Raw genomic sequence first — 12,977 nt, forward strand, 5'->3', positions numbered from 1 at the left:
TACGGCTTTCATCCGAGTGACGCTGTGGCGAGCTTCGCGCCAAAGCCCAGGAAGACGGCGCCGACGCCGGAGGTGAGGCCCGCGCTGAGCCGGCGGTGGCGGCGGAACTGCGCGGCCAGGAAAGTGCCGCAGAAAATCAGGCCGGTCAGGTAGAGGAAGCTGAAGAGCTGGATCACCGCGCCCAGGATGACGAACGACAGCGCGGGGTGGGCGTAGGAGGGGTCCACGAACTGCACGAAGAACGAGACGAAGAACAGGATGGCCTTCGGGTTCATCAGGCTGATCACCAGGGCCTTGCGGAACGGGCGGGTGCGGACGTCCGTCGAGAGCGGCTCCGCCACCGGCGCGGCCGTCGCCGTCCGGGCCGCGCGCCAGGACCTCCAGGCTCCGCGGATCATCTGGAAGCCGATCCAGGCCAGGTAGGCCGCCCCGACGTACTTGACGACGGTGAACAGCAGCGGGTTGGCCCGCAGCAGCGAGGCGGCGCCGGCGGCGGTGAGCGCCATCAGCACCGTGTCGCCGAGGAAGACGCCCGCCGCGGCCCGGTATCCCTGCCGCACGCCGTGCTGGGCGGCGAAGGACAGGACGTACAGGGAGTTCGGGCCGGGCAGGAGGATGATCAGGAAGGCGCCGACGACGTAGGCCCAGAAATCCGTGATACCGAAGAACATGCCGCTTGCTCCTGGGGAAGAACTGGTGACATATCACGGTATCCGGTGGTCAGCGGTCCGGTGCGTACCAGCTGCCGCCGTAGACCTGCCGGTGGCCGAGCGCCCGGTAGGCCGCGTCCACCAGCGCCTGGCCCCGCGGGTTCACGCCGAGCCCGGCCCCCTGCTTGTTCATCGTGTAGCCGAACGCCAGCCGCGCCGCCGGGTCGCAGAACCCGATCGAGCCGCCCATCCCCACGTGCCCGAACGCGCTCTGCGACAGCAGCACCCCCTCGCTGTCGGGCTCGGGCAGGTGCCGGTTGTCCACCGTCTTGACGAAGCCCAGCGCGAAGTGGGTCGGCGCGAGCAGCACCGCGTCGGCGCCGGCCGAGGCGGTGAGCGACATGAGCGCCAGGTGCTCCCCGCTCACCAGGTCGCCGCCGCCGAGCGACAGCGGGCGGTACATGCCCGCCAGCCCCCGCGCGTTGGTGATCCCGCCGACGGCCCCGATCTCGGCGGCGTGCGCGGCCCTGCTGTCGGACTCCCCGGCGGCCATGTAGCCGCCCTCGTGGGCCAGCACCGCCGCCTGCGCCGAGCCGGGATCGCCGAACGCCTTGAGGTAGAACGAGGCGGGCGCCTGCGGCGGATCGGCGGGGACGGTCGGCGCCACCCGCCCCTCCTGCTCCTCGGGCAGCCCCAGCCAGAAGTCCAGCCCGAGCGGCTCCGCCACCTCCTCGCGGAAGAACGTGCCGAGCGAGCGCCCGCTCACCCGCCGCACCACCTCGCCCACGAGATAGCCGAACGTGAGCGCGTGGTAGCCGTGCCTGGTCCCCGGCTCCCAGTACGGCTCCTGCTCCGCCAGCCGCCCGGCCATCAGCTTCCCGTCGTAGAAGGCGCCGGGCGGCAGCGGCTCGCGCAGCGCGGGCAGCCCGGCCTGGTGGGAGAGCAGGTGCCGGACGAGGGTGCCGCCCTTGCCGCGCACGCCGTACTCGGGCCAGTAGCGGATCACCGGCGCGTCCAGGTCGAGCTCGCCGCGCGAGGCGAGCACGTGGGCGCACAGCGCCGTCGCGCCCTTCGTGCACGACCACACGTGCCCGATCGTGTCGCCCGCCCAGGGGCGGCCGGGCGCCGCCTGCCCGCCCCACAGGTCGACGGCCACCTCACCGTCGACGATCACGCACACCGAGGCGCCCAGCTCGCCGCGGTGCGCCAGGTTGACCTCGAACTCCTCGCGTACCTGGGAGAACATGGGATCACAACTGCCATGCACGGTCATTTCCCGAATGCATCACGAATGTCGGCGCGTGTAAACGATGACTTTCCGCTCTTGCCCTGGTCAGAAGTGCAGACAAGGAAGGAGTACGAGATGGATCTCGGAATCGGACTTCCCGTGACGGGCCCCCAGGCGAACCCGGAGGAGATCGTCCGCGTGGCCCAGGCCGCCGAGCGGGCGGGGCTCGGCGCGGTGTGGGCCTACGAGCGGCTGCTGCGGCCCGCCGAGCCGTGGATGCTCGGCCTGGAGCAGGTCATCCCGCTGCCCGAGGAGAGCGCCTCGGTGTACGACCCGCTGGAGACGCTCGCCTACGTCGCGGCCGCCACCAGCACGATCAAGCTCGGCATCGACGTCATCGACGCGCTGTTCCACCCGCCCGTCGTGCTCGCCAGGCGGCTGGCGACGCTGGACCGGCTCAGCGGCGGGCGCCTGTGGGCCGGGCTCGGCCAGGGCTGGATGAAGCAGGAGTTCGAGGCGGTGGGCGTGCCCGTCAAGCGGCGCGGGGCGGGCTTCGCTGAGCACCTGGAGGCCATGCGCGCGTGCTGGGGCCCCGACCCGGTGAGCTTCTCCGGCCGCTTCTACTCGATCCCCGAGTCGGGCATCGGGCCCAAGCCGGCCGGGCTGACCCTGATCGGCGGCGCGGCGGCGCCCGCGGCGGTCGAGCGGGTGGCCGCCCTCGGCATGGGGCTGATCACGGTGGTGTTCGACTGGGACCAGCTCGGGCAGGGCGTCGAGGCCTACCGCAAGGCCGGTGGCCAGGGCCCGCTGGTGATCCAGGTGAACGGCACGGTCAGCGAGCGGCCGCTGGACGAGCGCGCGCCGCTCACCGGCTCGCCCGAGCAGGTGGCCGGGGACCTGGCGCGGGCCAGGGCGCTGGGCGCCGACCACGTGTTGTGGCAGCCGATCGGCTACGACACGGACGGACTGGTGGAGCGCATCGCGGAGATCATTACCTATTGACCGGGTAGGGAATCGGTCTATATCTGGAGAGATGACTCTCTGGACTCCGGATCCCACGTTCTACCCGTCCCCCAGAGACGCCGCCGGCGCCCCCGCCGAGAAGCTGGCGTACGTCGCCGCGTTCGACCGGAGCTGTGCCCGGCCGGACGCTCTGGCCGTCATCGACACCGACCCGTCCTCCTCCGCCTACGGCACCGTCGTGGGCTGGACCGACCTGCCCGGCACGGGCGACGAGCTGCACCACTTCGGCTGGAACGCGTGCAGCAGCGCCCTGTGCCCGAACGCGCCGCACCCGCACGTCGAACGGCGCTACCTGGTCGTGCCGGGCCTGCGCTCCTCACGCATCCACATCTTCGACACCAAGGACCGGATCAGCCCCGAGCTGGTCAAGGTGATCGAAGCGGAGACGCTGGCCCGCCGCGCCGGCTACTCGCGCCCGCACACCGTGCACTGCGGCCCCGAGGGGCTGTACGTGTCCGCGCTCGGCGGCGCCGACGGCAGGGACGGGCCCGGCGGCATCGCGGTGCTCGACCACACCTCCTTCGAGGTGCTCGGGCAGTGGGAGCTGGACCGGGGGCCGCAGTACCTGGCCTACGACTTCTGGTGGCACATCAACCAGGACGTGCTGATCTCCTCCGAGTGGGGCACGCCGTCCATGATCGAGGACGGGCTGGTCGGCGAGCTGCTGCTCGGCCGCAAGTACGGCCACAAGCTGCACTTCTGGGACCTGCGCAAGCGCAGCCACGTGCAGGAGGTGGACCTGGGTGACGAGCACCAGATGCCGCTGGAGCTGCGCCCCGCCCACGACCCCACCCGCATGTACGGCTTCGCCGGCGTGGTCGTCAGCGTCGAGGACCTGTCGGCGTCCGTCTGGACCTGGTTCCACCAGGACGGCCGCTGGCAGGCCCGCAAGGTCATCTCCATCCCCGCGGAGCCGGCCGACCCCGACCGCCTGCCGCCGGTCCTGCAGCCGTTCGGCGCGGTGCCGCCGCTGGTCAGCGACATCGACCTGTCGGTGGACGACCAGCGCCTGTACGTCTCGTGCTGGGGGACGGGCGAGATCAAGCAGTACGACGTCTCCGACCCGTTCAAGCCGGTCGAGCTGGCCTCGCTGCGGGTGGGCGGCATCGCCCACCGGAACCCGCACCCCGCCGACCCCGCGCTCCCGCTGCGCGGCGGGCCGCAGATGGTCGAGGTCAGCCGCGACGGCCGCCGCGTCTACCTGACCAACTCCCTGTACGGCGCCTGGGACGACCAGTTCTACCCCGATGGGGTGGGCGCCTGGATGGCCAAGATCGACACGGACTCGTTCACCTTCGACACCCGCTTCTTCCCCCACGGCGACGACTTCCGCGGCCTGCGCCCCCACCAGGTGCGCCTGCAGGGCGGCGACGCCTCCTCCGACTCCTACTGCTACCCGTGACGCTCACCGCCGTGCTCCTGCTGGGCGCCTTCCACGGCCTCAACCCCGCGATGGGCTGGCTCTTCGCCGTGGCCCGCGGCCTGCAGGAGCGCAGCCTGGACCGGCTGCTCCAGTCGATCCCGGTGATCGCCCTGGGCCACCTCGCCTCGGTGGCCCTGGTGGCGCTCGTCGTCGCCGCCACCGGCTCCCTGGTCACCGGCAGCGTGCTGGCGATCGGGGGCGGGGTGGTGCTGGTGGGCTTCGGCCTGTGGCGGCTGCTGTCGCGCAGGCACTTCCGGTGGGTGGGGATGCGGCTGTCGTTGTGGCAGCTGACCTGCTGGTCGTTCCTGATGTCGTCCGCCCACGGGGCCGGGCTGATGCTGCTGCCGGTCTTCACCGGCCTGCAGGCGCAGGGCCACGCGGGCCACGCCGCCTCCGGCGGGCTGGGGGTGGCGGCCCTGCACACGCTGGCCATGTTCGGGGTGGCCGGGACGATCGCCGTGGTCGTCTACCAGGTGGCCGGGCTGACCGTGCTGCGGCGGGCCTGGTTCAACGTGGACCGGATGTGGGCGCTGGCCCTGGTGGTGGCCGGGGTCATCACGTTGGCCCAGGTCTGACCGGGCAAGATGTGACATGTGCGGATATCCATCCTGGGGCCGATGGAGGTCGAAGGGGACGCGGGGCCGATCGAGGTCGGCGGGCTCCGGCTGCGCGCGCTGCTGGCGTTGCTGGCCCTCGAAGCGGGCCGCACCGTCACGGCCGAGCGGCTGATCGACGCGCTCTGGCCGGAGGAGCCCCCCGCCAACGGGCCCAACGCCCTGCAGACGCTGGTCCGGCGGCTGCGGGTGGCGCTGCGGCCGTACGAGGTGGTCGAGAGCCGGCCGGGCGGGTACGCGCTGGCGGTGGCAGGCGACGACGTGGACGCGTTGCGGTTCAGGCGCCTGGCGGCCACGGGGGAGGGGCTGGAGCTGTGGCGCGGGGCCGCGCTGGCCGGTCTCACCGCCGTCCCCCGGCTGGCGAACGTGGCGGCCACGCTGGAGCAGGAGCGGCTGGCCGCCGTCGAGACGCGGGCCCGGGCGCGGCTGGCGGCGGGGCTGCCGGTCGAGCTGGGGGTGGAGGTGGCGGCGCATCCGCTGCGGGAGAGCCTGTGCGCGCTGGCCATGCGGGCGCTGGCCGCCGCCGGGCGGCAGGCGGAGGCGCTGGAGCTGTTCGAGCGGACCCGCCGCACGCTCGCCGACGAGCTGGGTGTCGACCCGGGTGCCGAGCTGCGAGAGGCGCATCTCGCCGTGGTGTCGGGGGAAGGTGCTCCGGTACACAGGACCGCTCGCCACAAGGGCGACGTACGGCCGCCGCGGACCAGCTTCATCGGCAGGGAGGCCGAGCTGGCACAGCTTCTCGACCTGCTGGGCCGGGCGGAGCTGGTGACGCTCGTCGGCCCCGGCGGCGCGGGGAAGACGCGGCTGGCCACCGAGGCCGCGCTCCGGCTGCGCGACGGGCTCGACGGCGTGTGGCTGGTGGAGCTGGCCCCGGTGAGCGAGCCGGGAGACGTGGCAGGAGCCCTGCTGGACGCCCTCGGCCTGCGCGAGGACCGCCTGCGCTACGGGGACGGAGACCGGCTGCGCTACGGGGACGGGGATCGGCTGCGCTACGGGGACGGGGATCGGCCGCGCCACGGGGACGGGGACCGGCCCACCCGCCAGGCGGCCGAGGACCGGGTCGTCGAGGCGCTGGCGGGCAGGCGGGCGCTGCTCGTGCTGGACAACTGCGAGCACCTCGTCGAGGCCGCCGCCGAGCTGGTGGAGCGCCTGCTGACCGGCTGCCCCGGGCTGCGCGTGCTGGCCACCAGCCGGGAGCCGCTGAGCGTGCCGGGCGAGCGGCTGGCGCCCGTCCCGCCCCTCGACCCGCCGCCGCCCGGCGCCGATCCCGCGCGGGCGGCCGGCTACCCGTCCGTCAGGCTGCTGCTCGACCGCGCCACCGCCGTCAGGCCCGGCTTCGCCCTCGACGAGGGCAACGTGGCCGCCGTCGTGGCGCTGTGCCGCAGGCTGGACGGCCTGCCGCTGGCGATCGAGCTGGCGGCGGCACGCCTGCGCACGATGACCCCCGGGCAGCTGGCCGATCGGCTCGACGACCGGTTCAGGCTGCTGACCGGCGGCAGCAGGACCGCGCTGCCGCGCCAGCAGACGCTCAGGGCGGTGGTCGGGTGGAGCTGGGACCTGCTCGACGACGAGGAGCGGGTGCTGGCCAGGAGGCTGGGCGTGTTCGCGGGCGGGGCGACGCTGGAGGCCGTGGAGGAGGTGTGCGGCGGCACGGCCGACGTGCTGGGCGCGCTGGCCGACAAGTCGCTGGTCCAGGTCTCGCGCGAGGGCCGCTACTCGATGCTGGAGACCATCCGCGCCTACGCCGCCGAGCGGCTGGAGGAGGCCGGCGAGGCCGGCCTCTACCGGCGTCGGCACGCCGCGTACCTGCGCGACCTGGTCGAGCGGGCGGTACCCGGGCTGCGGACGGCCGCCCAGCTCGGGTGGGTCGAGCGGCTGGCCGCCGAGCGCGACGACTGCGCGGCGGCGCTGCGCTGGGCGATCGACGCGCGGGACGTCCGGACGGCGCTGCGGCTGTGCGCGGGGCTGAACTGGTTCTGGTGGATGCGCGGCCACCGGCGGGAGAGCGCCGCCTGGGCCACGCAGGTGCTCGACCTGGCGGGGGAGACCCCGCCGCCGGGCCTGGCGGAGGCGTACGCGGCCTGCGTGTTCGCCTGCGCCATCGACGCGTTCGGCTCGATCGTCGAGGACCGGCCCGCCATGCGCGTGTTGTGGCGGCGGATCGAGGACCTGGTCGGCCTGGCGGAGCGGGAGGGGCCGGTGCACCCGATGCTCCGGCTGAGCAGGGTCGTCATGGCCTACGGCGCCGGGCTCGACGAGCACGCGGCCGGGCTGCTCGGCCGCTACGAGGCCGGCGACGACCTCTGGCTGGCCAGCTCAGCCCTCATGATCGGCGGCAGGGACCGCAGCGAGGAGCGGCTGGAGCGGGCCGTCGCCGGGTTCAGGAAGCTGGGCGACCGCTGGGGCCTGACCGAGTCGCTGCTCGGGCTGGCCGAGCTGCGGGCCGCGCGGGGCGCCCCGACCGGGGATCTGCTCGCCGAGATCTGGTCGCTGGCCAACCCGTGGGTGAGCGCCGACGAGGCCGTCTCCACGCTGGTCAGGCTGGCGGACCTGCGGACCAGGGCCGGTGACCTGGACGGCGCGGGCGAGGACCTGTCCAGGGCGCGGGCCGCCGTGGACGAGGAGACCCATGCGTTCACCCGGATGCAGCTCGGCCAGGCCGAGGCCGCGCACGCCGCCAGGACCGGCGACCTGGAGCGCGCGCTGGCGCTCTACCGGGACCTGTTCGGCCTGCTGCCGGAGGTCGTGCCGATCGCGCAGTTCGCGGTCTCGCTCAGGACCGGGTACGGCCGCGCGCTGCTGTGGAGCGGCGACAGGGAGGCGGCGCTGGCCCAGCACCGCCTGGCCATGGAGACGCTCGCCGAGGTGGCACCCGAGCGGCCGGCGCAGTCGGTGGTGCTGGCCGGGTTCGGGCTGATCGCACAGGCGGGGGGCGACCAGGAGGGGGCGGCCGTGCTGTTCGGGGCCGCCTCGGCGAGCCGGCCGGACGACACCTCGCCCGAGACCGAGCGGGGCGTGCTGGCGGCCAGGGCCGCGCTGGGCGAGGAGCGCTTCGACGCCTGCTTCGCCGAGGGGGCCGCCCTGCCGATGGCCGAGGTCCGTCACCGGACCCTCCTGTTGTAGGCCCGCAGGGCGAGCGGGAAGAACAGGGCGAGCAACCCGGCGGTCCAGCCGAGCGTGATCCAGACATCGTGCGTCGCCAGGCCGCCGCCCAGGAGCCCGCGCAGGGCGCCGGCCAGGTGGGAGACCGGGTTGACCCCCATCCACCAGGTGAGCCAGCCCGGCAGGTCGGTGGCGGGCACGAAGGCGCTGCTGCCGAACGTAAGCGGCAGCAGCACGGCCGTGCCCACGCCCTGCATCGAGGTGACGGACTTGGCCACCAGCCCGATCCAGGCCGAGCCCCAGCTCAGCGCCATGGTCATGAGCAGCACCAGCCCGATCCCGGCCAGCGCGGCGAACGGGCTCGTCGTGACGCGGAAGCCGACGGCGTACCCGACGGCCAGCGACATGGCGATCGTGATCAGCATCGTCAGCAGGTCGGCCAGGATGCGCCCCAGGAGCGGCGCGGACCTGGCGATCGGCATGGTCCTGAACCGGTCGAAGACACCGTTGCCGAGGTCGGTGGCCAGGTTCATGCCGGTGGTGATCGTGGCCATCAGCGCGACCTGGACGAGCACGCCGGGCAGCATGTACGCCACCGCGCCCGCCCGGTCACCACCGGCCGCCCCGCCGAACAGGTACACGAAGATGACGATCATGAATACGGGCTGGAACAGCAGCCCGAAGAGCTGCCCGGGGTTGTTCCGCAGCGGGACGAGGCTGCGCCAGGCCAGCGTCAGCCCCTGGGAGAGCGCGGTGGTCATCGGGATCCTCCGGTGAGGGTGTGGAAGACGTCGTCGAGGGAGGGCAGGCGCAGGGCGTGCTCGGCGAGCACGATGCCCGCGTCGTCGAGCCGCCGCAGCAGGGCGGGCGGCTCCGCCAGGTCGTGGACCGGCAGGGTGAGCAGCCCGTCGGCGGCCCGCACGCCGAGGACGGCCTCGGCCTTGTCCAGGTCGCCGGCGTGCAGCGGCCTGACGTCGAGCCGGTGGCCGCCCGCCAGCGACTTGAGCTGCGCGGGCGTGCCCGAGGCCGCCACCCGGCCCCGGTCGATGACGAGCAGGTCGTCGGCGAGCTGGTCGGCCTCCTCCAGGTACTGGGTGGTCAGCAGCACGGTCACGCCGTCGGCGGTCAGCTCCCTGACCACCTCCCACAGCTCGCCGCGCGCGTTCGGGTCCAGGCCGGTGGTGGGCTCGTCGAGGAACAGGATCCGCGGCCTGGAGACCAGGCTCACGGCCAGGTCCAGGCGGCGGCGCATGCCGCCCGAGTAGCCGCCCGCCCGCCGCCCCGCGGCCTCCTCCAGGCCGAACCTGGCCAGCAGCTCCTTGGCCCTGGCCGTGGCCGCCGCCCTGGACAGGCCCAGCAGGCGGCCGATCAGCATGAGGTTCTGGGTGCCGGTGAGCTGCTCGTCCACGGAGGCGTACTGGCCGGTCAGGCCGATCAGCTCCCGGACCTCGGCGGGGTGGCGGGTCACGTCGTGCCCGCCGACCACGGCCCGCCCGGCGTCGGGGGCGGTCAGGGTGGCGAGGATGCGGACGGCGGTGGTCTTGCCGGCGCCGTTGGGGCCCAGGACGCCGAGCACGGTGCCGGCCCCGGCTCTCAGGTCGATGCCGTCGAGGGCGGCCTTGTCGCCGTACCTCTTGGCGAGCCCTTCTGCTTCGATCGCGTAGGTCATGCCAGGAACGGTGCCGGGCCGCCCTGGCATCGGCCTGTCAGAGAGCTGTCAGCGGCATCACGCGGTGCGGCACCACCGTGGACAGCGTGATGACGGTGGTGCTGCGCCGCACCCCGGGGATGGCCAGCATCCGGTCGATGACCTGCTGGAGGTGCTCGTGGTCGCGGCCCGCCAGCCGGCACAGCACGTCGCCGGGACCGGTCACGATGTAGGCCTCCAGCAGCTCGGGGATGGCCTCCAGGGTCGCCGAGATGTGCTCGCGGGCCGCCTGCTCGACCTCCAGCGTGGTGAACGCCTGCACCGGGTGGCCGAGCGCGGCGGGGGAGAGCTCGGGGCCGAAACCGGTGATCACGCCGTCGGCGACCATGCGGTCCAGCCGGGCCTGTACGGTCCCGCGCGCCACCCCGAGCAGCCGGGCGATCTCCAGCAGGCCGCTGCGCGGGCGCTCGGCGACCAGGCGGAGCAGGGCGCGGTCGAGATCGTCGAGACCGTGGCGGCGTGCTGGCATATTCGCCTCCCAAAGAGGTGTTCGGCTGTCAGATCGGCAGTACGTAAGGGGCACTGTTGTCAGATCCGGCACCCGGGTCGAGACTTGCGATCTTATGGAGCACCGGCACCCGTTCGTTCCCTACAAGCCCGAGCGTCACGAGCCCGAGGAGATGGTCAGGCGCGGCGAGGAGTTCCACCGGCTGGTGGACCGGCGGCGCAGCGTGCGGCAGTTCAGCCCGGAGCCGGTGCCGTACCGGTGTGTCGAGCTGGCCGTGCGGGCGGCCAACACCGCGCCGTCGGGGGCGCACCAGCAGCCGTGGAAGTTCGTGGTCATCGGCGACGCGGAGACCAGGCGGCGCGTGCGCGAGGCGGCCGAGATCGAGGAGCGGCAGAACTACGAGGGCGGCCGGCTGCCCGAGGAGTGGCGGGCGGCGCTGGAGCCGCTCGAGACCGGCTCGGACAAGGGCTACCTGGAGGTGGCGCCCTGGCTGGTGGTCTGCTTCGCCGAGAAGTACGGCCTGACCCCCGAGGGTGAGAAGGTCCGGCACTACTACGTCAACGAGAGCGTCGGCATCGCCTGCGGCCTGTTCATCACGGCGCTGCATGTCATGGGCCTGTCCACGCTCACCCACACGCCGAAGCCGATGGCCTTCCTCACCGAGATCTGCCGCCGCCCGCCCAACGAGCGGCCCTACATCCTCTTCCCCGTCGGGTACGCGGCCGAGGGGACCGAAGTGCCGGATCTGGTCAGGAAACCCCTAGAAGAAGCCCTCATCCCCATGTCCGTAAATTTGGGCCTTTCCTAGGCCATCCAACCTCATCACTCTCAGTTCAGGCGCGAGTCAGCTACCCCATCCCGAGCGCCTGAGGAGGACGAGGTGAAACGCCGATTTGTCATCCTGCTGGCAGCCCTCAGCCTGATCAGCCTGACCGGCATGACCGGCGCGGGTGCCACCGCAGAGCCGCCGCCCAACAAGCAGTACCGCGTGTCGGGCCCGGCGAACGCCCAGCAGCGCAGTGCCGTCGCGGCCACCGGGGCCGCGATCGAGGAGGTGGCCACGGAGTCAGTCCTGGTCACGGCCACGGAGGCCGAGGTCGCCGCCATCAGGCGGCTCGGCTACCGGGTCGCGGAGGTGCCGCGCCCGACACCCCCGTCCGCCGACGCCTTTGACTTCCCGCCGGCGGACTCGCAGTACCACAACTACGCGGAGATGAACGCGGAGATCAACGCCCTGGTCGCGGCCCATCCGGGCATCATCAGCCAGTCGAACTACGGCACCTCGTACGAGGGCAGGAACCTGCGCCTCATCAAGATCAGCGACAACGTGGGCACGGACGAGAACGAGACCGAGGTCCTGTTCACCGCCCACCAGCACGCCCGCGAGCACCTCACGGTCGAGATGGCGCTGTACATCATGCACCTGCTCACCGACAACTACGGCAGCGACGCGAGGATCACCAACCTGGTGAACACCAGGGAGATCTGGATCATGCCGGACATGAACCCGGACGGCGGCGAGTACGACATCGCCACCGGCACCTACCGCTCCTGGCGCAAGAACCGCCAGCCCAACTCGGGCTCGTCGGCCGTCGGCACCGACATGAACCGCAACTGGGCCTACAACTGGGGCTGCTGCGGCGGCTCCTCCGGCACGACGTCGAGCGAGACGTACCGGGGCGCCAGCGCGGAGTCGGCGCCCGAGGTCAGGGCGGCGGCCAACTGGGTGCGCAGCCGCGTGGTCGGCGGCGTGCAGCAGATCAAGTCGCACATCGACTGGCACACCTACAGTGAGCTGATCCTGTGGCCCTACGGCTACACCTTCAACGACACCGCCCCCGGCCTGACCCAGGACGACCGGGACGCGCACGCCACCCTCGGCCAGAACATGGCCGCCACCAACGGGTACACGCCCGAGCAGGCCAGCGACCTCTACATCACCGACGGCACCATCGACGACTGGATGTGGGGCGTCTACAAGATCTTCAGCTTCACCTTCGAGATGTACCCGACCGGCTCCAACCCGGGCTTCTACCCGCCGGACGAGCAGATCGTGCCGCAGACGACCCGCAACAGGGAGGCGGTGCTGCGCTTCCTGGAGTACTCCGACTGCGTCTACCGCATCATCGGCAAGGAGGCCCAATACTGCGGCACCGGCAACCCGCCGGTCACCGTCTGGCAGGACACGTTCGAGACGGCCACGGGCTGGACGGTGAACCCGTCCGCCACCGACACCGCCACCCTCGGGCAGTGGGAGCGCGGTGACCCCGAGGCCACCACCTCCAGCGGCGCCAAGCAGCTCGGCACCACGGTCAGCGGCACCAACGACCTGGTCACCGGCCGCCTGGCGGGCTCCTCGGCGGGCGCCAACGACATCGACGGCGGCACCACCTCGATCCAGTCGCCGCCGATCACGCTGCCCGCGACGGGCGCGCTGAACCTGTCGTTCTCGTGGTACCTGGCGCACGGCTCCAACGCCTCCAGCGCCGACTACCTGCGGGTGCGCGTGGTCGGCAGCACCACCGCGACGGTCTTCAACCAGGCGGGCGCGGCCACCAACCGCAACGGCGCCTGGGCCACCGCCACGGCCAGCCTGAACGCCTTCGCGGGCCAGACCGTCCGCATCCTCGTGGACGCCGCCGACGCCTCAGGGGCCTCCCTGGTCGAGGCCGGCGTGGACGACGTCAGGATCACCCAGCAACCGTAACCCCGCCCTCACCACTCCGCCGCACGGGATCCCGATCCCGTGCGGCGGAGTCATGTTTGGGTCTTGTAAGGACC

General features: G+C 72.7%; 11 protein-coding genes. 6 read left to right on the plus strand and 5 right to left on the minus strand.

The genetic code is table 11. The features are described from left to right. Nucleotides 1-8: 8 nt before the first annotated feature. Entirely contained in the window at nt 9-671 is a 663-nt protein-coding gene (gene leuE / locus LCN96_RS10220) for a leucine efflux protein LeuE (protein ID WP_225272350.1), read from the minus strand. Nucleotides 672-720: 49 nt separating this feature from the next. Continuing rightward, a complete protein-coding gene (locus tag LCN96_RS10225; RefSeq protein WP_225272351.1) occupies nt 721-1,896 on the minus strand; it encodes a serine hydrolase domain-containing protein in 1,176 nt (391 codons plus the stop codon). A 117-nt stretch (nt 1,897-2,013) separates the two neighbouring features. Here LCN96_RS10225 and LCN96_RS10230 point away from each other — a divergent pair, with 117 nt between their 5' ends. From LCN96_RS10230 to LCN96_RS10245, 4 genes are read left to right on the plus strand one after another with little or no spacing between them, the layout of a single operon-like run. Beyond that, nucleotides 2,014-2,880, plus strand: a complete 867-nt coding sequence (locus tag LCN96_RS10230; RefSeq protein WP_225272352.1) for a TIGR03619 family F420-dependent LLM class oxidoreductase — start codon at nt 2,014-2,016, stop codon at nt 2,878-2,880. Between the two features lie 31 nt (nt 2,881-2,911). After that, nucleotides 2,912-4,303 carry a selenium-binding family protein gene (locus LCN96_RS10235; RefSeq protein ID WP_225272353.1) on the plus strand — a complete coding sequence of 464 codons (1,392 nt, stop codon included), beginning with the start codon at nt 2,912-2,914 and terminating at the stop codon, nt 4,301-4,303. Beyond that, nucleotides 4,300-4,899 carry a hypothetical protein gene (locus tag LCN96_RS10240; RefSeq protein WP_404823967.1) on the plus strand — a complete coding sequence of 200 codons (600 nt, stop codon included), beginning with the start codon at nt 4,300-4,302 and terminating at the stop codon, nt 4,897-4,899. The genes LCN96_RS10235 and LCN96_RS10240 overlap by 4 nt, the downstream gene beginning before the upstream one ends. Nucleotides 4,900-4,941: 42 nt before the next feature. After that, a complete protein-coding gene (locus LCN96_RS10245; protein WP_225272354.1) occupies nt 4,942-8,061 on the plus strand; it encodes an ATP-binding protein in 3,120 nt (1,039 codons plus the stop codon). On the opposite strand, the gene LCN96_RS10250 is transcribed toward LCN96_RS10245, so the two are convergent. The 3 genes from LCN96_RS10250 to LCN96_RS10260 are packed head-to-tail and all read right to left on the minus strand — an operon-like array spanning nt 8,040 to nt 10,217. Further along, on the minus strand, nt 8,040-8,801 hold the full coding sequence (locus LCN96_RS10250) for an ABC transporter permease (protein WP_225272355.1): 762 nt from the start codon (nt 8,799-8,801) through the stop codon (nt 8,040-8,042). The two genes, LCN96_RS10245 and LCN96_RS10250, sit on opposite strands and share 22 nt — an antisense overlap. Beyond that, entirely contained in the window at nt 8,798-9,709 is a 912-nt protein-coding gene (locus LCN96_RS10255) for an ATP-binding cassette domain-containing protein (RefSeq protein WP_225272356.1), read from the minus strand. The genes LCN96_RS10250 and LCN96_RS10255 overlap by 4 nt, the downstream gene beginning before the upstream one ends. A 37-nt stretch (nt 9,710-9,746) precedes the next feature. Further along, nucleotides 9,747-10,217 carry an Lrp/AsnC family transcriptional regulator gene (locus LCN96_RS10260; protein WP_225272357.1) on the minus strand — a complete coding sequence of 157 codons (471 nt, stop codon included), beginning with the start codon at nt 10,215-10,217 and terminating at the stop codon, nt 9,747-9,749. A 94-nt stretch (nt 10,218-10,311) separates the two neighbouring features. Between LCN96_RS10260 and LCN96_RS10265 the strand changes: the two genes are divergently transcribed. After that, nucleotides 10,312-11,004 (plus strand): nitroreductase family protein, encoded by a 693-nt coding sequence (locus LCN96_RS10265; RefSeq protein ID WP_225272358.1) that lies wholly within the window; start codon nt 10,312-10,314, stop codon nt 11,002-11,004. Between the two features lie 72 nt (nt 11,005-11,076). After that, the gene (locus LCN96_RS10270) at nt 11,077-12,903 is read left to right on the plus strand and encodes a M14 family zinc carboxypeptidase (protein ID WP_225272359.1); all 1,827 of its coding nucleotides are present in this window, start codon (nt 11,077-11,079) and stop codon (nt 12,901-12,903) included. Nucleotides 12,904-12,977: the final 74 nt, after the last annotated feature.

The organism is Nonomuraea gerenzanensis (assembly GCF_020215645.1).
Classification (GTDB): domain Bacteria; phylum Actinomycetota; class Actinomycetes; order Streptosporangiales; family Streptosporangiaceae; genus Nonomuraea; species Nonomuraea gerenzanensis.